This is a genomic window from Pseudomonas sp. PSE14, from assembly GCF_029203285.1.
Lineage (GTDB): Bacteria > Pseudomonadota > Gammaproteobacteria > Pseudomonadales > Pseudomonadaceae > Pseudomonas.
In genome coordinates, this window is record NZ_CP115669.1 from 2,788,236 (window position 1) to 2,809,281 (window position 21,046).

The following is a 21,046-nucleotide window of genomic DNA, read 5'->3' on the forward strand; positions in this document are numbered from 1 at the left end:
TCCCCAGGAGATCAAGATGAACACTTTCAAATCCCCCGTCGTACGTACCCTGGCCATGGCCTGCGCCGGCCTGCTTCTGGCGGCCTGCGGCAACCTCAGCACCGTCGACCAGCAGGGCCACAGCAGTGCACCGAAGTTCCCCGCCATCGGTGATTCCTATCGTCCGCAGGGTAGCTACGTGAACCTGGAAAACCTGTTCAAGGTTCAGCCGGGCATGGCGAAGGCGCAGCTCTACGAACTGCTCGGCGCCCCTCACTTCAACGAAGGCCTGTTCGGCGTACGTGAGTGGGACTACATCCTGCGTTTCCGTCGTGCCAATCAGGCTGACCTGGTCTGCCAGTACAAGGTGCTGTTCGACAAGGACATGCAGGCGCAGAGCTTCCTGTTCCTGCCCGCCGACTGCCTCGGCCAGCTCAAGCCCGCGCCTGTTGCCGAGCCCGCCGTCCAACCGGCGCAGCGCGTCACTCTGGCCGGCGACGCCACTTTCGCCTTCGGCAGCGCCAGCCTGAGCGACGCCGGCCGCGACAGCCTCGGACGCCTGGCCACGCAGCTCAAGGCGCAGCATCCGCAACGGATCAGCATTACCGGACACACCGACCGCCTCGGATCGCCGGCCTACAACCTCGACCTGTCCCGCCGGCGCGCCGAGGCCGTGCGCGACTACCTGGCCGCTGCCGGCGTGCCGGCGGCGCTGATGCAGGTACGTGGCGTCGGTGCGGCCGAGCCGCTTGCAGCCTGCCCGGATGCACCGCGTGCCGAGTTGATCCGTTGCCTGGCGGCGGACCGCCGGGTCGTCGTCGAATCCAGCGCCAGCCTGGCGCAAACCCATCAAGAATGAGGAACGAGCCATGACTACCCACAGCAAATGGCTGACCGCGATGCTCCTGCCGCTTTGCCTGCTGTCCGGCTGCAAGGGCAGCGACCAGACCGCCGCAACCACCGTCACACCCGCCAAGGCCCTCGGCACGCTGGAATACCCGGCGCTGCCGGTGATCCGCAACGCCCTGTTCAGCATGACGCCCCTGGTGGACGGCAAGCGCAATCCGGCGGTGATGCAGCATATCTGCGGCCTGGCCCGCGGCGAGACCAGCCAGGCGGAGGTCGATCGCTTCGTCGCGGCCAGCGGTGAAAACAGCGAGAACCTGAAGAAGAAGGGCGGCGTGACCGCATTACTGGTCAGCGGCAACCGTACCGGGCAGCAGATCGCCTGTGCCGCCTACCTGGCGACCGCGCCGCTGATCCAGGTCGACGGCAACGAGTTCCTCGCTGCCGGCAAGGGCGCCGACGGCAAGCTGCGGATCGACCAGGCGCGGCTGGCCGAGGTCATGGCGGTGCGTATCGCCCTGGCCCGTACCGACGCCGAGTACTTCAGCCTGATCGCCGACAAGCTGCAGCAGACTCCGGGCCTGACCGACGCCCAGTACCAGGCGCGCACCCGCGAGCTGTTCTCCGAGCTCGCGCCGGCGTTCCTCCAGCGCGTCAAGCAGCAGATGCCCTTGCCGGGTACGCGCTTCGATATCAAGCGCCTGGACAACCAGCGGTTCGCCTTCGGCACTTCCAATGGTGGGGAGTACGAGTACAGCAACGATGGTATGACCCTGCGCCAGGACAACATCACCTGGTACGGGGAGGGCCAACTGATGGGGCAGCGTCGCACGCTGAAGATCGCCTACTACCCCGAGGCGGTCACCCAGCGCATGGACTCGCGGTCAGCCACCAACATGCCTTGATCGGCCATTGTTGGCCGCGGACTCACGGTGAGGAGCACCCGCTCTTCGCCGTGAGTCATTTCTTTTCCGGCTTCTGCGCGGGCGCCGGTGGGATGTAGGGATCGGGTGCGCCGTTCTCGATGGGCGGATACTGGGCCAGGCTGGTCTTGAGGCGCCCGACGATGCCCATCATTGGCTTGAGCAGCCAGGTGTTCTCGATGGCGACATCGTCTTCTTCACGCAGGTCGGTCAACAGGTTGTAGATGCGTGGAATCGCCAGCGGTTGGGGCGGATCGAACATCTCGTCCTGCTGGATGAAGTGCATCTTCCAGTTGCGCCACTTGACAGCGGTAAGACGGTCGGCGACGTAGATCGGGAAGCCCTGGCGATTGGACTCCGCCTGCTTTCCGGTCAGGAAATCCTGCTGGTCGACTCCGTCCACCGCGCGGTCCTGCGGCACTTCGGCGCCGGCCACGTGGGCGAGGGTGGTGTAGAGGTCGACGATATGCACGATCTCGTTGCTGACCCGGCCCGCCGCCGCGTGGTTCGGCCAGCGCAGGATGAAGGGCGCGCGGATGCCGCCTTCCATGGCGGTGAAGTAGGTCCCGCGCCAGGGTCCGTTGGCGCCGCGCCAGGGACGCCGCGCTTCGCCGCCGTTGTCGCTGGTGAGTATCACCAGGGTGTTGTCGGCGACACCGGCCTCCTGCAGCGCATCGAGGACCTGCCCGGCGCGGTAGTCCATCTCGGCCAGGGAGTCCGCCCAGGAGCCGTTGCCGGTCTTGCCGGCGAAGGCCGGGTTGGGCTGCGTCGGCATGTGCGGCAGGGAAAACGGGATGTAGGCGAAGAACGGCTTGCCCGCCTGGGCGTTGCGCTTGATGAAGGCGCTGGCCTTGGCGGTGAGTTCCTCATCCAGCGTGCGCTTGCTGGCCAGGTCCAGGGGCTTGACCTTGCGTGGCGGCTCGCCGCGCCGGGACTCGTAGATGTACTGCGGGGGCACCAGGTTGGCGTCCCAGCCTTGCTTGCTACCGGGAGCCGGAGTGAGGTCGGTGGCTATGTCCGTGGCGGACCACATCGCCTCGTCGAAGGTGCGCGGCGTGCCATACCACTCGTCGAAGCCCTGCTGCGTGGGCAGCCGCCCGTCGCTGCTGCCCAGGTGCCACTTGCCCCAGATGCCGGTGGCATAGCCGCGCGCGGAGAGCAGCTCGGCGAGGGTGACCTCCCATTGGGTCAGGCCATCCGGCTCGCCGATGCGCGGTACGCGGTAGGTGCCGGAGCGGATCGAGAAGCGCCCGGTCATCAGCGCCGAGCGCGACGGGGTGCACTGGGCCTCGACGTTGAAATTGGTCAGGCGCACGCCTTCGCGCGCCAGTTCGTCGATGCGCGGTGTCTCGGCTCCGCGCAGGGGGCCGCCGCCATAGACGCCCAGTTCGCCGTAACCGAGGTTGTCGTAAAGCATGATGACGATGTTGGGCGGTGTCGCCTGGGCGAAGACCGGCGGGGCCAGCAGCAGGGCGCCGAGAAGGGCCATAGGGGCGAAGCGGGGTTTCATCGATGTTCCTCCAGTGACGCCAATGGGCCGGAAAGCCCGCCGGCAACCGTAACGCTGACCTTCGCAGACTTGTTCGCCGCCTGAATCGCTATGACGCGCCATCGGCTTGTCATCTGACGCCATTCGCCGCGCCGCAGCGGCATTGCCAGAGGCATGCCCGCGACATATTGTCGGGATTTTCCGGCTTTGCTAGCTTGCCCCTCCGGCCGGCGATATTCGGCCGGAGAACCAAGAAGCAGGCGGGGCTCGGCCACGCGCCAGCGATAACAAGAACCTCTGACGCCAGGAGGCCGTGTACCCCATGTCCAGACTCAAGCACACAGTCTTTACCGAAGCCCTCATGCAGCGCCATGGTGCCGCCTTCAAGCCGCACCTGGCGGCCGTCGGCCTGAGCGAGGAAGTCCTGCAACGGCCGGATGCGAAGATTCCACTCGGCCAGTACAACGCACTGCTGGAGCGGACCGCGGCGCAGGGCGACCCTTTCTTCGGCCTGCGGCTGGGGTTGGGGCTGCTGGATGGGGCGTCCGATGGCAACCTGATGGGCGGCGTCAGTCTGGCGGTGCGCAGCGCGGCGAACGTGCGCCAGATGCTGGAGTGCGCCTGCCGTTACCTTGTCGTCCATGCGCAGGCCAACGAGCTCAGCTGGCGCTTGAATACCGGCAATCTGGAAATCCGCTACCGCATCACCGATCCCAGTGTCACCCACCGGCGGCAGGACGCCGAGTTCGCCATCGGGACCCTGTTCGCGCGTCTTCGCCAATACACGGACAACAAATACATGCCACTGCGGGTGGCCTTCATGCACCCGCAGCCCGCCGACATCAGCCTGCATCAGCAGACGTTCCAGTGCCCCTTGTCGTTCGACCAGACGGCGAACCTGATGCTGTGGCCGGGAGCGATGCTCGACGAGCCGCTGGTGACGGCCGACCTGCGGCTCTACCAGATGCTGATTCCGGGACTGGAGGAAGAGCGCCGGCGGCGCCTCGCCGATACCGACCTGACCACCCGGCTGAGCCTGGTGATCGAAACGAACCTGGCCACCGGCAAGGTCACCCTGGAGCACATGGCGCAGGAGCTATGCATGAGCAAGCGCACCCTGCAGCGTCGCCTGCAGGCGTTGGAGCTGGAGTTCGCCGAACTGGTGGAGGAGATTCGCCAGGGCCTGGCCATCGAGCTGGTGCGCCAGTCGGCGTGCAGCCTGACCGAGATCGCCCAGCGTATCGGCTACAACGAAGCCAGCTCCTTCACCCGCGCCTTCCGCCGTTGGACCGGCCTGACGCCACGGGAATTCCGCCAGCGCGAGGGGAAATGAAAAAGGCCCCGCCGGGCGGGAGCGCGCCTGGCGGGGCCAGAGCTGCCAGGTGTCAGCCAAGCAGCTTGTGGGTGCGCAGCGCCGACTGTCGGCCGGCGCTGATGGCGCCATCGATGAAGCCGCGCCAACCTTCGCCATGGTCGCCCTGGCCGAAGATCACCCGGCCGCGGTCCTTCTGGAAGTGGTCGTAGTACTTCTTGAACCACTTGGGCTTGTAGCTGCAGTAGGTGCCCTGGGCGTAAGGGTCCAGAGTCCATTCGTAGCCGTAGCACTGCTCGACTTCCAGTCCCGGGAAGAAGCTGTCGACCACTTTCTGCACCGCGTCGCGGTCCTGGATATCGAGCTTCTGGGGATCGGCCCCGAAGCCGACGAAGATCGTGTGGTCCTCGCCCTTGGCGTAGGTCGCCAGCAGGTTGATCGGGTGCTCCGAACTGCCCACACCCAGCCATTTGCCGCCGCCCGGCAGGGCTCCCTTGGTCCGGATGAACACCTTGATGCCGCTGCCGGTGTGCTTCTCCTTGGCCGCTTCCACCAGCGCCGGGTCCAGCGCGGGGGTGAAGGCGATGCGCGGCAGAACGTTCATCGGCACCGCGACTATGACCGCGGCGGCGCTGATGACGTCGCCCTGCTGGGTGGTGACCAGCACCCGCTTGCCCTGGTCCTCGACCTTGGTGACCGGCGTGGACAGGCGCACTTCCGGCTTGCCTTCTTCCAGCATGGCGTTGATCAGGCTGATGGTGCCGTCCTTGAACGAGTAATGGCCGCAGGCATCAATGAACAGCGGCAGGTCCCAGCCGGCCACCGAAAACCAGCGCACCACGTCCGCATAGGACGCCTTGTCGCTGGTGGTATGGGCGATGGCCGCGATGTAGCCATCGACGATGGTGCGCTGCAGCGGGGTGAGTTCGATCTGCGCATAGCGTGCCGCGGCGTTCATGTCGTCGACGGCGAGGAGCTCGTTCCAGGTGTGCCTGGCGTCATACGGACGCTCCCAGAGCTTGCGGCCATCGGCGAAGTAGGTGTTGATCGCCTTGGCCACCTCGATCATGTCCTTGCCCTTGAGCTCGATCGATTTGCCGTCCTGCGCCACATAGATGGTCTGCTTGTCCTCGACGAAGGGCTCGGGCGTTTCTTTCAGCGGCAATCCATAGCGCTGCACCTCGGCCCAGACGAAGGGCTGGGTCCAGTGAATCCAGGTGCCGCCGAGTTCGACCTTGTGGCCGGCGAATTCACTGCTGAAGGTACGTCCGCCCAGGCGGTTGCGAGCCTCAAGGACCAGGGTGCGGTAGCCGTTCTTCATACTGTCCCGGGCGGCGGTGACGCCGGCGAAACCACCGCCGATGACGATCACGTCGTAGTCGCAATCGGGGTTGCGGGCGTGCTGCTTGGGGTCGGCAGCGACGGCCGCCGCAAGCTGGCTGCTACCGACGACCGTTGCTGCGCCCACCGCGCCGACCACGCCGGCGTTGCGCAGGAATTTGCGGCGGCTGACGCCATCGTTCTGCTTGTTGCTCATGTCCACCTCTTGTTCTTCTCATCGGAATGCCTTGCGGCAGCTGACAATCACCTTGCCAGAGCGGGACGTCGGCTAATCGCCAGGACGCGCCAAGGACTTGCCATTGGATGCCAACCACTGTCGGCAGGGCTTGCGCCCGAATGCGCAACGCCCTATGGCGCGCGGGCCGATAGGGCGTGGGGAGGGGGCACGCCATGCCGGGCGTGCCCGCAGCGAGCCGGTGATCAGCGCATGCCGTCGGTGCGCAGCGCCGCCGGGGTGAAGTCGTAGGCCTTGGCGGTGATGCCGTACTGGGTGTTGCGCGGTTCCTCGTTGCGCAGGCCGACCACCATGTAGCGCCCGGAGATCAGGTCGTAGAGCGTTTCCGCCGCCAGGTAGCTGGTCTGCCGGTCATAGCGGTACAGGGCGTGGCCTTCGGCGACCCGCCAGAGCTGGCCCTGGCGATCGTAGTGATCCACTTCGGCGATCTGCCAGGTGTCCTCGTCGATATAGAAGTGCCGCTTGGCGTAGACGTGCCGGGCGTCGGGCTTGACGGTGGCGACCACCTCCCAGACCCGGTGCAGCTCGTAGCGAGTGTGGTCCGGATTGATGTGCCCGGCCTTGATGATCTCGTCGTACTTGAGGGTCGGCGATTCGAGCCGGTAGCTGTTGTACGGGATGTACAGCTCCTTCTTGCCGATCAGCTTCCAGTCGTAGCGATCCGGGGCGCCGTTGTACATGTCCAGGTTGTCGGCGGTACGTTGGCCGTCGGAGGCGGTACCCGGCCCGTCGTAGGCGAGCTGCGGGGCGCGCCGTACGCGGCGTTGTCCGGCGTTGTAGACCCAGGCGCGGCGCGGGTTATTGACCTGGTCGATGGTCTCGTGGACCAGGGCGACGGTACCGGCCAGGCGCGCGGGTTCGAGCACCCGCTGCTTGTAGTAGTAGAGCAGGGAGCCGGCATCCTCCGCCGGCAGATCGGCCACCTGGCTGGGGTAGACCTGCTCCTCTTCGAAGCGCACGGGGGTGTAGGCACCGTCCACCTGCGGCGTTGCCTGGATGAAGCCGCGCTTGTAGCTGTCGCCCATGTAGCGGGTGAAGTGGTTCCAGACCACCTCTACGCCGTTCCTGGGCAGCGGGAATGCGTAGTAGCTGCCCGGCTTGAAGCCGGACAGGCCGCTGCCGTCGTTGACCGAGGCGACGTGCAGGGCGCTGTCCTTGGCGGCGGCCATGACCGCCGGCGGGACGCTGGCGGTGCGGTGGGTTGGGTAGACGGGAATGCGGTAGGTGTCGGGATAGCGTTTGAACAGCGCCATCTGCCCTTCGGTGAGACGGGCACGGTATTGCTCGGCGTTCTTCGCGGTGATCACGAACAGGGGCTTCTCGCTGGCGAACGGGTCGGCGAGAAAGCCCTTGGCGTCCACGGCGCCGGCGGTCTTCGGCAGCCCGCCGGTCCAGGCCGGGATGCTGCCGTCGGCGTTGCCTTCCTTCTGCGCGCCCAGTGGCGTCAGGCTGCTGCCCAGGCTGTCGGCTTCCTGGGGAGTGACGGCGGCCAGCACGCTGCCCGCCAGCAGGGACAGGCTCAGCAGGGCGCCTTTAAGCAAGGTATCTCGGTTCATCGTGTTCAGGCTCCGGTCAGAAGTTCACGCCAAGACTCAGCGATACGTAGTCGCGGTCGATGTCGGTGTTGAAGTCGCCGCCGAAGTAGTTGGTGTAACTGAGGCTGGCGGTGTAGGTGTTGCGGTAGTCGGCATCCAGGCCGAGGCTTACGGCCTTGGAGCCTTCGTTGAAGGTCGGCCCGTAGCCGTCCACGTCATGGGACCAGCCCAGGTTCGGGGTCAGGTTGATGCCGGCGAAAACGTTGGTGTACTTCAGTGCGCTGTAGGCGCGATAACCCCAGGAGGTCTGGGTGTAGTAGCCGTGGCGGCCGCCCTGGACGACGTCGCCGAACACCGAGTCGCGCCCGTAGCGTTGCTTGTCCAGCGACTCCAGGCCGCCGATGTGGGTCACGCCGAATTCCGCGGCGAGGCTCATCGAGTCGGCGCCCAGCAACGGGTCGAATACATGCAGGAAGGTGGTCTGCGCCTGGGTTACTTCCTTGCGCTTCCAGCCTTGCAGTACCTGGCCTTCCTCGGCGGGTACCGTGGGTTCGACATCGCTGCCGGTGAGCGCCCGGAAGGTCGGGTTCAGCGCGCCTCCGGCGAGGTCGGCGGTATTGATCGACAGCGGCTCGTTGGGGCGGTAGCTGATCTCGCCGCTCCAGGCGGTGCCCGTGGGCAATTGGGTGGCGAAGCTCAGGCCGAAGAGGTGGATGTTCTCCGGGTAGTCGATGAAGTAATGGGTGTTGCCGGCACCGGTGGCGATGCCGAGCGCCATCTGCTCCTGTGGCGAGAGGGCGGCGAAGGTCGGATCGTTCTGGATGAAGTCGCTCACGCCAGTGGCGGTGAGCAGGCTGAACTTGGGTTTTCGCGAGTGGTAGTTGATGTAGTACGCGCCGTACTCCGTGCTGTCCCCCAGCCAGCGCAGGGCCATGCCGTACTGGCCGCCGTCGCGCGGTTCGTGGTCCTTCAGGCGCGGGATGATCACGCCTTCGTTGCCGATGCGCGGGTCCTCGAAGCCGAAGCCCAGGCCCGCGGCGGCAGCGATCGGCTCCAGCGGCGCGACCTCGGCCAGCCCTGCGTTCAGGTTGTTGTTGCAACCCTTGGGCACCGGGTCGGCACCGAAGAAGGTCCCGCAGTTGGGCAGGGCGTAGGGCTTCCACTGCAACTGGTAGAAGCCTTCCAGGCTCAGGCTGTCGGTCAGCCCCTGGGAGACGTAGAGCATGTTGACCGGAATCAGGCCTTCCTTGATTTCCGAACCGGGGCGCAGCAGCGCCACCACGTCCAGCGGGTTGATCGCGTTGATCGAGTTGCCGATGAACAGGCTCTCGCCCCAGCTCACCACCTGTTTGCCGAGGCGTACGTCGCCGGGGCGGCCGGCGATCTCGTAGCGCTGGGCGATGAAAGCGTCGAGAAATTCCGCCCCCGACGAGCGTGTCGACATGGTGCGGCCGTCGTCGCTGATCTGCTTGAACGGGCGGTTCTCGTCCTTGAGCTCGAAGTCGTACCAGTACTTGCCACGGACGAAGGCCCGGGTGTCGCCGTAGTTCAGTTCGAGGTCGTGCACGCCCTTGAAGATCTTCGAGAAGGTTTCGCCCTTCTTGAAATTCAACCGGCCGTCGTCGCCGGAGGAGGAGTAGCCGCGACCGCCATTGGTGACGTCGATCAGGTCCTTGTCGGGGTTGGCGGTTGCCCAGCTGGCGCCGATGGACAGCGTGGAGTCGAATTGCCCCTGGATTTCACCGATGTTGAAGGACACCGCGAATGCCGAGGGCAGCGTGCCCGATGAAACGGCCGCTGCCAGCAGGCAGCGTTTGAAGGAGGTGATACGCACTGTTCTTATCCTTGTTGTGGTTGTGCCATGTATCCGGCGGCTGCGCGTGGCCAGCCGCCTGTGACTCCGCCCGCGCCGAAATCAGCCCTGGCTCTGCAGGTAACAGAGCACCGCCTTGCGCTCGTCTGCGTTGCGCAGTCCGCCGAAGGCCATGTTGGTGTCGGGGATCATTCGTGCCGGAGCGGTGAGCCACTGGTCGAGGCGCTCCAGGTTCCAGGTCTGCCCGGCGCCGGCCAGGCCCGCGGAATAGGCGTAACCCTGGACGGCGCCCATGGGCCGGCCGACGATGCCGGACAGGTGGGGGCCGACCTTGTCCTGGTCGAGGGCGTGACAGGCCGCGCATTTGTTCTGGAAGGCCTTCTGCCCGGCGCTGGCGTCGCATTCGGCGGCGACGGCGAGGTGAGCGAGGAGCAGGCTGAGAGTGCCTGCGGCGATGCGAGCTGCGGTGAGCATGGAGAGAGTTCCCGGTGGTCTTGAGTGCGACCTAAGGTGACATCCGGGAGTTGTTGCGAATCGCTGGGCTACGCCATTGATTTGTCATTCGATGCCAATCGCGTCGGCGCGGCCGGCGACGCGATCGGCGCTGCGGAAAAGACGCTCGGGAGGAACCGGGCGCGCGGCGGCGCCCGGGGTGTTCGGCAGGTGCGGCGTTACTCGATCAGGTTGTGGTTCTTCGCCCAGATCATCGCGTCGTAACGGCTGGACACACCGAGCTTGGCGAAGATGTTGCGCAGGTTCCACTTCACCGTTTCCAGGGTGATGTCCAGCGTATGGGCGATGCGCTTGCTCGACATGGCCTGGGCCACCAGCGCGAGGATGTCGATCTCGCGCTTGGTCAGCACGGCCTGGGTCTTCGCCGGCAGGGCGCGGCGCGGGCGGGGAGCGCTGGCGTTGACCGCGAAGGGGTCGTTGAGCTTGGCGAGCAGTTCCTCGGTGTAGGCCAGCACCTCGCCTTCCACCGCCTGCTCCTCGACCAGGCGGGCGAGCAGTCTTTCCGCCAGCGGACCTTCATCGATGAAGGTGCGGACCAGGCCGAAGCGCTGTCCGTCGCTGACCGCCTGGCGTGCGCGCTGCAGGGCTTCGTCGGGACGCTTGAGGTCTTCCAGCGCGGAGGCCGCGAGCAGGTCGGCCAGCACCGCCATGCGGCCGCGATCGAAGGCCTTGGCGTAGGCGCGAACGATCTCCAGTTGGGCCAGGGTCTGTTCCGAGTCCTCGGCCTTGAGGACGCGCGCGCGGGCCAGTGCGGCAATCGCCGGCAGTTCGGCACGGGCGCCGCGCTCGGTGCCATGCTGGCGAGCCAGTTCGTCGAGGGTTTCCAGCAGTTCGCCGGCCCGGCCGCGGCTGCCCTTGAGCAGTAGTACGCGGATTTCCTCGCCCAGCAGTTGCGCCACCGGGCGGACCTGGCCAAGGCAACGCAGGTGGGCGATCTGCTGTTCGAGGAACGCCAGCGCGGCCTCGGAGCCCTTCTGCAAAAGATCCAGGCGTACGCGGGTGACGTTGGTGCGCACGATCACGTCCGGCACGGAGGAATGCAGCAGGCCGAAGCGGTTGGCGATGGTCTCGCGGGAGTCGTCGATGCGGTCGAGTTCGTAGAAGACCTCGGTCAGGGCGCTGGCGCAGAGGTTGGCGCAGATGGAGCGGTTGCCGCCCTCACGGGTGGAGTGCTCGAGCAGCTGCGAACCGACCTTCTCGAAATCGCGGAAGTTGCCGGCGGCGACCAGGTTGGTGGCGCTGGAGAATTCGGCGACCATGGCCATGTCGTTGCCACGGTCCTCGGGAGGAATCGGGTGCTGGTCGAACAGCCGGCGGGCGTCGCTGTAACGGCCGGCCGCGGAGTAGGCGACCGTCAGCGCCGACAGCAGCACGTAGCGCAGGAAGGGGTTCTCCACGCTGGCATCGCGCAGCGGCTCCAGCAGTTCGATGACCAGATCGGTGTCGTCGTCCTGCACGGCGATGGCGGCACGGATCATCGGCAGGCCGTTGGCGATTTCCGGCAGCCCCTGCAGGTCCGCCGTGCTCAGGTGTTGCAGCCAGGCCTTGGCCCGAGCCGGCCGCGAGGTCAGCGACACCGTCAGGCAGGCGAGGAAGAGCAGGCGCTTGTGGCGTAGCAGCACCTCTTCGGGCAGGCGCTCCAGCAGGTGCAGCGTGGGCCCCAGGTACTCCAGGCTCCAGGTCGAGGGCGCGGTGCGCTCGATGACCTGGGTGGCGAAGTCCAGGTCCTCGCCCAGGCTTGCGTGGCGCACGGCTTCGGTCAGGCAGCGGTGCTCGGCGAACCAGCGTGCCGCGCGCTGGTGCAGTTGCTTCTGCAGGTCGCCGCCGTGGCGGGCCAGGCGGGTGGCGAGGAACTCGCCGAACAGTGGGTGCAGGCGGTACCAGGCGAGGCGGTCGTCGGAGTCGACACGGTAGATCAGCAGGTTCTCGTCCTCCATGCGCTTGATCAGCTCGGCGGCGTCGGCCCTGTCGGTCACCGCGCGGGCCATGGCGGCGTTGAAGCGGCGGAACAGCGACAGCGCCTCGGCGAACTCCACCAGTTCGGCCGGCAGGTGCTCGACCACCTCTTCGCTGAGGTAGGTCTGCAGGTCGCTGGAGCGCCAGATCAGGTCATGCAGGATGGAACGGGTGTCGGGGCGGTTCTTCAGCATGATCACGATCAGCTGCAGGCAGGACGGCCAGCCGCTGGTGAGTTCGTGGATCAGGTTCAGTTCGTCGGCGTTGAGCTTGTCGCGGCCGAGGTTCTCCTCGACGAAGGTACGCGTCTCGGCGGGGTCGAAGGGCAGGGTGACGCTCTCGATCTCCACCACCTGCTGCATCACTCGCAGGCGCGACAGGCTCAGCGGTGGCGCCACCCGCGAGGCGATCACCAGGTGCAGGTTGCCGGGGCCCTGGTCGAGCAGTTTCTGCACCAGCTTGTGGGCCAGCGGCACCTCGACGTGGTGGTAGTCGTCGAGGATCAGGTAGAGCTCCTTGGACAGGTTCTCCGCGGCATCGACGATGGCGGCGATGGTGGCGTCCATCGCGGTGGCGGTGCCGTCTTCCTGCAGCAGGTCGAACTCCACGCCGACGCCCAGCCGGCGCAGCGCTTCGATCAGCGCGGTGCAGAAGGGCGCGTAGCCCTTGTCGTCGGCGGTCAGCGAGATCCAGGCAACCTCGGCGCCGGCCTTCAGGCGGGCCTGGCGCCATTGCGCCAGCAGGGTGGTCTTGCCGTAGCCGGCGGCGCCGGTGATCAGCGCCAGGCGGCACTCGTGCATCTGGTCGAGCTGGGCGATCAGGTTGGCGCGCGGCACGTGCTTGGTGCCGATGCGCGGCGGGGAGAACTTGGTCGACACCAGGTGTCGGGCGGGATTTATTGTCATTTTTTCCCTGACGCTTGATGGTTGGCCGCGAACGCCGGCCCTTCTCGGGGGCGGTGGCGCGGTCAGGCATGAAGGTGCAAAGGCGACCGTACTGGAGTGTCCGGAGAGCGTCAAGGACCGTCAATCCCGCGCTTTTTCGAGGCCCCGGCGGACGTCCGCTACCCCCTAAAAAGGGGGTGGGACGCCCGCGCCAGACGCTGCCTAAGCTCGACGGCCGGCCGCAGTGGCCGTACGAATCACGAACCTGGGAGAAGCACGCGCATGAATCTGCACAACAAGGTCGCCATCGTCACCGGGGCCGCTTCGGGGCTCGGCCTCGCCACCTGTCGCGCCCTGGCTGCCGCCGGCGTGCGGGTGGTCGGCCTGGACCTGCAGCAGGAGCGCCTGGACGCCGCGCTGGGCGGCGAAATCCGCGGCATCGCCGTCGACGTGGCCGACGAGTCCAGTGTCAGTGCCGCCATCGAGCAGGTGGTGGGCGAGCTGGGTGGCCTGCACCTGGCGGTGAACTGCGCCGGCATCCTCGGCCCAAGCAAGACCCTCTCCAAGGGCCAGCTGTTCCCCACCGAACTGTGGAACCGCGTACTGGCGGTCAACCTGACCGGCACCTTCAACGTCATCCGCCATGCGGCCCTGGCGATGAGCGCCAATGAACCGGACGAGGGCGGCGAGCGTGGCGTCATCATCAATACCGCGTCCGGCGCCGCGCGCGAAGGGCAGATGGGCCAGGCGGCCTACAGCGCGAGCAAGGCCGGGGTCATCGGCATGACCCTGCCGATCGCCCGTGACCTGGCCGAGCATGGCATCCGCGTGGTGAGCCTGGCGCCGGGCCTGTTCGAGTCGGGCATGTCCGCCGGCATGCCGGCGAAGGTCTCCGAAACCATCGTCAACGGCCTGCTGTTCCCCCGGCGCATGGGCCGGCCGGAGGAGTTCGCGGCGCTGGTCCGCCACGTGGCCGAGAATTCCTACCTGAACGCGCTGACCCTCGACATCCAGTGCGGCACCCGCTGAAACCGCCGGGCGGCGCTGGCTGGCGCCGCCCGAGCCTTCAGGCCGGCTCGGCCTGAACCTGCAGGCCTTCCAGCACCTGGCGCAGCGCTGCGGGCAGGGGCACCGGGCGGCGCGTTTCGCGGTCGACGTAGACGTGCACGAAATGCCCTTTGGCCGCGCAGGTCCGCTCGTCATTGCGGAACAGCCCGATCTCGTAGCGCACGCTGGAGTTGCCGATGCTCGCGACGCGCAGCGCGGCATTGACGGTATCGGGGAAGCTCAGCGAAGCGAAGTAGTTGCACTGCGTTTCGATCACCAGCCCGATGGTGTCGCCGGCCAGGTAGTCCAGGACGCCATGGCGGATCAGGTAGCTGTTCACCACGGTGTCGAAGTAGCTGTAGTAGACGACGTTGTTGACGTGGCCATAGACGTCGTTGTCCATCCAGCGGGTCGGGATTGGTTGGGCGTAGGCGTAGGCTTCCAGGACTTCGGGTTGTGGCTTGCTCATGCTGAGGTTTCCTCGGTGGCGGCTTCGCTGCGCAGGCGATACCAGGCGACGCCGTCGCTGTCGGTCTCGACTTCCAGTTCGCCGCGATGCAGCAGGTGGTTCAGGTGCGCCAGGCTTTCCCCGGTCGCCAGGCTCATCAGGCTGCCGTCGGTCATGGGTATCGGCCGGGAGAACAGCAGTTCGAAGGTATCGATCGCGCGCCGTGGCCGCTGCAAGCCCTGGCGCAGCCGTTGCAGCGTGGCGAGCAGGCTGTCGCGCAACTGGTCCAGGCGGGCGTGCAGGCCATGGAAGGGTTCGCCATGGGCGGGCAGCACCAGTACGTCGTCGGCGATGCGCTGGCGCAACACCACCAGCGAGACCAGCCAGTCGCCGATCGGGTCGGCGTCGGGTTCGATGGGGTGAACCGAAAGGTTCGACGAAATCCTCGGCAGCACCTGGTCGCCGGTGATCAGCAGGCGCCGCGCCGGATCGTACAGGCAGGCGTGCTCGGGGGTGTGGCCGGCGCCGACCACCACTTCCCAGTGGTGATTGCCGATCCGCACGGACTCGCCGTCGCGGATGCGCCGGAAGCTGTCGGGCAACTGCCAGATCATCCGGCCGAAATTGCCGAAGCGTGAGCGGTACATCGCCAATGCATCCTCGTCCCAACCGGCCCGGCGGTAGAAGGCCAGCCCCTCGGGTGGCGCCTCGCGTCCGGTATCGCCGGCCAGTACCCGGCACTGCATGTACTCCAGGCGGGTCATCCACAGGCGGCAGTCGAAGCGCGCGCAGAGCCAGCCGGCGAGGCCGACATGGTCCGGATGCAGGTGGGTGACCAGCACTCGCTGCAGCGCCCGCCCGTGCAGTGCGCCATCGAACAGTTGCTCCCAGGTCTGGCGCGCCTCGGGGCTGTTGATGCCGGTGTCGACCAGGGTGTAGCCGCTGTCGTCGTCCAGCAGCCACAGGTTGATCGCTGCCAGGGACGGTGGCAGCGGCATGCGGGTCCACTGCACCCCGGGCGCCACTTCACGCATCTCGCCGAAGGCCGGACGGGGGCCACAGGGATAGGTCAGCCCGCCGTCGTGCCGGGGCCGGTTGTCGTTGTCCATCGTCGCTCCTTGGTGATCGCCTGCCGGCGGCCGCTGTGCGCGCCGGCCAGGTTGTCAGGGTGGCCGCGCGAGGAGGGGGGGAGTGCCCCCAAAAAAAGGGGGGGAGTGCTTTCGTCGGCCGCTGGCACCCTTGCTCCACTCGATCACTGATTGAGCGTCTTCCTGGCTTCGCGCCATCGGCCCGCGGCCTGGATATCGAGGGGAGAGAGGACACACACATGGCCAACGACAAGAACAAGATGATGAAGAATCAGCCAGCTGTATCCCAGGCACTGAGCGCGAGCGTCCTGGTGTTGTGCGCTTTGGGTGCGGGCAATGCCCGGGCCATCGAGATCGATACCGGTAACCCGGACCTGCAACTGCGCTTCGACAATACCTTCCGTTACAACCTCGGCAAGCGTATCGACGACCAGAAGCAGGCGATCCTGAAGAACCCCAACAACGACGATGGCGACCGCAATTTCAAGAAGAACAGCATCGTCGCCAACCGCATCGACATCCTCAGCGAGAGCGACCTGGTCTACAAGCAGAAGTACGGTGCGCGCGTGAGCGCCGCGCTCTGGTACGACGATGCCTATGCCGGGAGCCTGGACGGCGACAACACCGCCACGTCCAACCACCTCAACGGCGACGGCCGGCCGGCGCAAGGTCTGAGCCGCTACGCCAACCGCTACTACGAAGGCCCCTCGGGCGAAATCCTCGACGCCTTCGTGTTCGGCTCCTTCAACCTGGGTGACTCGCCGCTGCAGATGCGTGCCGGCCGCCACACCGTCAACTGGGGCGAATCGCTGCTGGGCAGCGGCGCGATCCACGGCATTTCCTACGGCCAGGCGCCGCTGGACCAGGGCAAGGCCCTGGCGCTGCCCGGCATCGAGGCCAAGGAGCTGTACATCCCGCGCACCCAGCTGTCGACGCAGCTGCAGGTCAACCCGGAGCTGTCGTTCGCCGCCCAGTACTTCCTCGAATGGCGGCCGTCGCGGGTGCCGGAGGCGGGCACCTACCTGGGCTTCTCCGACATCTACCTGCAGGGTGGCGAGTCGTTCATCCTCACCCCGAACCTGCGCGCCACCCACGGCGACGACATCGAGCCGCATGACTCCGGCGACTGGGGCGTCATGGCACGCTGGACCCCGGAGGCGCTGGACGCCACCCTGGGCCTCTACGTGCGCCGCTTCTCCGACACCCTGCCGCAGGTCATCCTGCTGCAGACCCGCAAGCCCCAGTACTTCATGGACTACGGCTCGGACATCGACATGTACGGCTTCAGCCTGTCCAAGGAAGTCGCCGGCATCAGCTTCGGCCTGGACCTGAACTATCGCCACAACATGCCGCTGGTGAGCAGCCCGGCGCGGGTGACCAAACTGTCCGCGCTGCCGGACCGTGGCGACATCCTCGGCGCCCGTGGCGACACCGTGCATGGCGTGCTCAACGCCATCGGCTCGGTCAGCTCCACGCCGCTGTTCGACGCCGCCTCCTGGGCCACCGAACTGACCTGGAGCCGCTGGGTGTCGGTCAACGACGACCCGCTGAACCTGTTCAAGGGCAGCTCGCAGTACAAGGCCGTGTCGACCAACATCGATGCCGTGACCCGCAACGCCTACACCATGGCGGTGAACTTCACGCCGACCTGGTACCAGGTGTTCCCGGGCGGCGACCTGAGCATGCCGCTGAGCTACTCGGTGGGCCTGCAGGGCAACTCGGCGGTCGCCTCCGGCGGCAACGAGGACGCCGGCAGCTATGCCGTCGGCATGGCGCTGGACCTGTACAGCCGCTACCGCTTCGACCTGAAGTACGTCGACTACTTCGGCGACTTCTCGAAGAACGCCAACGGCGCGGCCCTCACTCCCAGCGGCAGTCAGTCCCTGCTCGAGGACCGTGGCGCCCTGTACTTCACCTTCAAGACCAGTATCTGAGTGCAGAGCGTGTCGCGCGCGGAGCCAGCCCGGCTTCGCGCGTGAAACGGCGGCGGGCGCCCTGGCGTCCGCCGCACCGCCCCGGCGACTTCCTGCCGGGGCACAACCGATGTGAGGGCAACAGATGTTCAGAAGAATCCTCGGCGTTCCGCTGGCCTTCGGCTTGGCCGTGCTGGCGGGTGCCGTCACGGCGCAGCCAGCCTTCGTCGCACCCATGGACGTTCCGGCGCCGGCGAGCGCCCTGGCGCTGAAGGCGCCGCTCAACGCACTGGCCGTGGCCGGGCAGCGCCTGGTGGTCGCCGGGCAGCGCGGGCACATCCTGTATTCCGACGACGGTCAGAGCTGGACCCAGGCCGCGGTGCCGGTCAGCTCCGACCTCAACGCCCTGGCGTTTCCCAGCCCCCAGCAGGGCTGGGCGGTGGGACACGAAGGCGTGATCCTGCACAGCGCCGACGGCGGCCACAGCTGGACGCGCCAGCTCGACGGCCCGCGGATCGCCGAACTGCTGCAGCGCCAGTACGGCCGACCGGCCAACCCGGACGACCCCGACGCGGCGCGCCTGCAACACGAGGCCGAGCTGGCCGTTGCGCAGGGTGCGGACAAGCCGCTGCTGGACGTGTGGTTCGAAGACGACAAACGCGGCTACGCCATCGGCGCCTTCAACCTGATCCTGCGCACCGAGGACGGCGGCCAGCACTGGACGCCCTGGCTCGACCGCGTGGAAAACCCGCGTGGCATGCACCTGTACGCCATGCGCCCGGCGGCCGGCACGCTATTCATGGTGGGCGAGCAGGGGCTGGTGCTCAAGTTCGACGCCCGGCAGCAACGCTTCCGCGCACTGGAGCTGCCTTACCAGGGCACCCTGTTCGGCATCGTCGGCACGCCCGAGGTGGTGCTGGTCTACGGCCTGCGCGGCAACGCCCTGCGCAGCACCGACGGTGGCGCCAGCTGGCACAAGGTACAGACCGGCACCGACGCCGGGCTCAACACCGGCACCGTGCTGGCCGACGGCTCGATCGTCCTGGGCAGCCAGTCCGGCGAGCTGCTGCGCTCCACCGACCAGGGCGCCAGCTTCCACCCGCTGAAGGTCGCGCGCGCGGCGCCGAACTTCGCCGTGGCCGCGGCGCCGGGCGCCAAGGTGGCCCTGGTCGGGCTGGGCGGCGTGCGCCTGGAAAGCCTGCAATGAGAACACCAGCATTCGGGGTAACGTGATGGCTATCGACAATTCCACCGACCACCTGCAGACCATCGCCGACCTGCGCGATTTCGATCACGCATCGGGCAGCCGTCTGGAGCGGTTGATTTTCAACCACCGCCTGGTGGTGGTGCTGCTCTGCCTGCTGGCCACCGTGCTGCTGGCCTGGCAGGCGCGCGGGCTGACGCTGAACGCGGCGTTCGAAAAGACCATCCCGCACAACCAGCCGTACATCCGCAACTTCCTGGAGTACCGCGACGAACTCAAGGGCTTGGGCAACGCCGTGCGCGTGGTGGTGGAGAACCGCAAGGGCGACATCTTCGACCCGGCCTACCTGCAGGCCCTCAAGCAGATCAACGACGAACTCTTCCTCACCCCGGGCGTCGACCGCGCCAACGTCAAGTCGCTGTGGATGCCGGTGGTGCGCTGGAACGAGGTGACCGAGGAGGGCTTCGCCGGCGGCCCGGTGATGCCCGACAACTATTCCGGCACCAGTCAGGACATCGAGCAGCTGCGGCAGAACATCGGCCGCGCGCAGCTGCTGGGCAACCTGGTGGGCGGCGACTACCGCTCCAGCATGGTGTTCGTGCCGCTGCTGGACAAGGACGCCGACAGCGGCAAGCCGATCGACTACTGGGAGCTGTCCAAGCGCCTGGAGACGATCCGCGCGAAGTATTCCGGAGCCCAGGACGGCGCCGACATCCAGGTGCGCATCGTCGGCTTCGCCAAGGTGGTGGGCGACCTGCTCGACGGTCTGCGGCAGATGGTCCTGTACTTCGCCGTGGCCGCCATCATCGCCGCGCTGATCATCTATGGCTGGACCCGCTGCCTGCGCAGCACCGCGCTGGTGCTGGGCTGTTCCTGCGTGGCGGTGCTCTGGCAACTGGGGCTGATCGCGCTGCTGGGTTACGAGCTGGACCCGTACTCGATCCTGGTGCCGTTCCTGGTGTTCGCCATCGGCGTGTCCCACGGGGCACAGAAGATGAACGGCATCATGCAGGACGTCGGCCGTGGCACCCACCGCCTGGTGGCGGCGCGCTACACCTTCCGCCGCCTGTTCCTCGCCGGGCTGACGGCGCTGGCCGCCGACGCGGTGGGCTTCGCGGTGCTGATGCTGATCGACATCCCGGTGATCCAGGACCTGGCCATCACCGCCTCGATCGGCGTGGCGCTGCTGGTGTTCACCAACCTCATCCTGCTGCCGGTGATGCTGTCCTATACCGGCGTCAGCGCCAGCGCCGCCGCGCGCAGCCTGCGTGCCGAACAGCGCAGCGCTGGTGGCGTCTGGGCCTTGCTGGAGCGCTTCACCGAGCGCCGCTGGGCCACGCCGCTGCTGATCGGCGCGGCGCTGCTGGGGGCCGGTGGCTTCGCCCTGAGCACGCAGCTGAAGATCGGCGATCTCGACGCCGGGGCGTCCGAGCTGCGTCCGAACTCGCGCTACAACCTGGACAACGCCTACATCACCAGCAAGTACTCGTTGTCCAGCGACCAGTTCGCGGTGATCGTCAAGACCCCGGCCGAGGGCTGCCTGGCCTACCAGACGCTGGTCGAGGCGGACCGCCTGGGCTGGACCCTGCAGCAGGTGCCGGGAGTGCAGAGCACGGTGTCGCTGGCCGACGCGGTGCGCAAGATCACTGCCGGTTCCTACGAGGGCAGCAACAAGTGGCTGACCCTGTCGCCGAACCAGGACGTGCTCAACTACGCGGCGCGCACCGCCAGCACCACCAACCCGGAGCTGTTCAACACCGAGTGCTCGATCATGCCGGTGGTGGCCTACCTGGCCGACCACAAGGCGCAGACCCTGGAACGGGTGGTCGAGGCCGCCGCGCGCTTCGCCGCCGAGCACAGCACGGCAGAGCACCAGTTCCTCCTCGCCGCCGGCAGCGCCGGTATCGAAGCTGCCACCAACATCGTGGTGAAGAAGGCCAACCTGAGCATGCTGCTGTACGTCTATGCGGCAGTGGTGGTGCTGTGCTTCATCACCTTCCGCAGCTGGCGCGCAGTGATCGTCGCGGTGGTCCCGCTGGTGATCACCTCGGTGCTCTGCGAGGCGCTGATGGTGGTGCTGGGCATGGGCGTGAAGGTCGCCACCCTGCCGGTGATCGCCCTCGGCGTGGGCATCGGCGTGGACTACGCGCTCTACCTGCTGAGCATCCAGCTGGCCAGCCAGCGCGCCGGAGCCACGTTGGTGGAGGCCTACCGCCACGCCCTGCGCTTCACCGGCAAGGTGGTCGCCCTGGTGGGCGTGACCCTGGCGGCCGGCGTGATCACCTGGGCCTTCTCGCCGATCAAGTTCCAGGCCGACATGGGCATCCTGCTTACCTTCATGTTCGTCTGGAACATGCTGGGCGCACTGGTGCTCATCCCGGCGCTTTCCCATTTCCTGCTGCGTGGCGTCGGTGCCTCCGGGCCCCGCGCCGCGTGCAACGTCGTTACCACGCCGAAGGCGAGCGTGAGCGAGCGGCGCGACGAACCCGTCGCCCGTTGCGTCTGAGCCCGCCGCGCACG

The 21,046-nt window shown here is 67.1% G+C and carries 15 protein-coding genes; 7 read left to right on the forward strand and 8 right to left on the reverse strand.

Going from position 1 to position 21,046, the window contains the following annotated elements; genetic code table 11:
• Window positions 1-16: 16 nt before the first annotated feature.
• Window positions 17-838, forward strand: coding sequence for an OmpA family protein (locus tag O6P39_RS12870; RefSeq protein WP_275611706.1), 822 nt, complete (start codon window positions 17-19; stop codon window positions 836-838).
• 10 nt (window positions 839-848) lie between these two features.
• On the forward strand, window positions 849-1,730 hold the full coding sequence (locus tag O6P39_RS12875; protein WP_275611707.1) for a hypothetical protein: 882 nt from the start codon (window positions 849-851) through the stop codon (window positions 1,728-1,730).
• A gap of 55 nt (window positions 1,731-1,785) precedes the next feature.
• Here the strand turns inward: O6P39_RS12875 and O6P39_RS12880 are convergent, their stop codons facing one another.
• Complete coding sequence (locus O6P39_RS12880; protein WP_275611708.1) at window positions 1,786-3,258, reverse strand: arylsulfatase; 1,473 nt, start codon at window positions 3,256-3,258, stop codon at window positions 1,786-1,788.
• A 301-nt stretch (window positions 3,259-3,559) separates the two neighbouring features.
• On the opposite strand from O6P39_RS12880, the gene O6P39_RS12885 reads away from it, so the two are divergent.
• The gene (locus tag O6P39_RS12885) at window positions 3,560-4,570 is read left to right on the forward strand and encodes an AraC family transcriptional regulator (protein WP_275611709.1); all 1,011 of its coding nucleotides are present in this window, start codon (window positions 3,560-3,562) and stop codon (window positions 4,568-4,570) included.
• Window positions 4,571-4,622: 52 nt separating this feature from the next.
• Here O6P39_RS12885 and O6P39_RS12890 read toward each other — a convergent pair whose 3' ends face one another.
• From O6P39_RS12890 to O6P39_RS12910, 5 genes are all read right to left on the reverse strand, one after another.
• Entirely contained in the window at window positions 4,623-6,086 is a 1,464-nt protein-coding gene (locus O6P39_RS12890) for an FAD-dependent oxidoreductase (protein ID WP_275611710.1), read from the reverse strand.
• Window positions 6,087-6,310: 224 nt separating this feature from the next.
• Window positions 6,311-7,681, reverse strand: coding sequence for a DUF1329 domain-containing protein (locus tag O6P39_RS12895; protein ID WP_275611711.1), 1,371 nt, complete (start codon window positions 7,679-7,681; stop codon window positions 6,311-6,313).
• Window positions 7,682-7,697: 16 nt separating this feature from the next.
• The gene (locus O6P39_RS12900; protein WP_275611712.1) at window positions 7,698-9,494 is read right to left on the reverse strand and encodes a DUF1302 domain-containing protein; all 1,797 of its coding nucleotides are present in this window, start codon (window positions 9,492-9,494) and stop codon (window positions 7,698-7,700) included.
• An 81-nt stretch (window positions 9,495-9,575) separates the two neighbouring features.
• Window positions 9,576-9,947 carry a c-type cytochrome gene (locus tag O6P39_RS12905; RefSeq protein ID WP_275611713.1) on the reverse strand — a complete coding sequence of 124 codons (372 nt, stop codon included), beginning with the start codon at window positions 9,945-9,947 and terminating at the stop codon, window positions 9,576-9,578.
• Between the two features lie 197 nt (window positions 9,948-10,144).
• On the reverse strand, window positions 10,145-12,820 hold the full coding sequence (locus O6P39_RS12910) for a LuxR C-terminal-related transcriptional regulator (protein ID WP_275611714.1): 2,676 nt from the start codon (window positions 12,818-12,820) through the stop codon (window positions 10,145-10,147).
• A 288-nt stretch (window positions 12,821-13,108) separates the two neighbouring features.
• On the opposite strand from O6P39_RS12910, the gene O6P39_RS12915 reads away from it, so the two are divergent.
• Window positions 13,109-13,855 carry an SDR family NAD(P)-dependent oxidoreductase gene (locus O6P39_RS12915; protein ID WP_275611715.1) on the forward strand — a complete coding sequence of 249 codons (747 nt, stop codon included), beginning with the start codon at window positions 13,109-13,111 and terminating at the stop codon, window positions 13,853-13,855.
• Window positions 13,856-13,892: 37 nt separating this feature from the next.
• Here the strand turns inward: O6P39_RS12915 and O6P39_RS12920 are convergent, their stop codons facing one another.
• Window positions 13,893-14,342: a thioesterase family protein gene (locus tag O6P39_RS12920; RefSeq protein WP_275611716.1), complete on the reverse strand. Its 450-nt coding sequence runs from the start codon at window positions 14,340-14,342 to the stop codon at window positions 13,893-13,895.
• Complete coding sequence (locus O6P39_RS12925; protein WP_275611717.1) at window positions 14,339-15,430, reverse strand: MBL fold metallo-hydrolase; 1,092 nt, start codon at window positions 15,428-15,430, stop codon at window positions 14,339-14,341. The genes O6P39_RS12920 and O6P39_RS12925 overlap by 4 nt, the downstream gene beginning before the upstream one ends.
• A gap of 218 nt (window positions 15,431-15,648) precedes the next feature.
• On the opposite strand from O6P39_RS12925, the gene O6P39_RS12930 reads away from it, so the two are divergent.
• The 3 genes from O6P39_RS12930 (at window position 15,649) to O6P39_RS12940 (ending at window position 21,032) form a co-directional block, all read left to right on the forward strand.
• Window positions 15,649-17,343 (forward strand): DUF1302 domain-containing protein, encoded by a 1,695-nt coding sequence (locus tag O6P39_RS12930; protein ID WP_275611718.1) that lies wholly within the window; start codon window positions 15,649-15,651, stop codon window positions 17,341-17,343.
• Between the two features lie 124 nt (window positions 17,344-17,467).
• Window positions 17,468-18,529 carry a YCF48-related protein gene (locus tag O6P39_RS12935; RefSeq protein WP_275611719.1) on the forward strand — a complete coding sequence of 354 codons (1,062 nt, stop codon included), beginning with the start codon at window positions 17,468-17,470 and terminating at the stop codon, window positions 18,527-18,529.
• Window positions 18,530-18,554: 25 nt separating this feature from the next.
• Complete coding sequence (locus O6P39_RS12940; protein ID WP_275611720.1) at window positions 18,555-21,032, forward strand: MMPL family transporter; 2,478 nt, start codon at window positions 18,555-18,557, stop codon at window positions 21,030-21,032.
• Window positions 21,033-21,046: the final 14 nt, after the last annotated feature.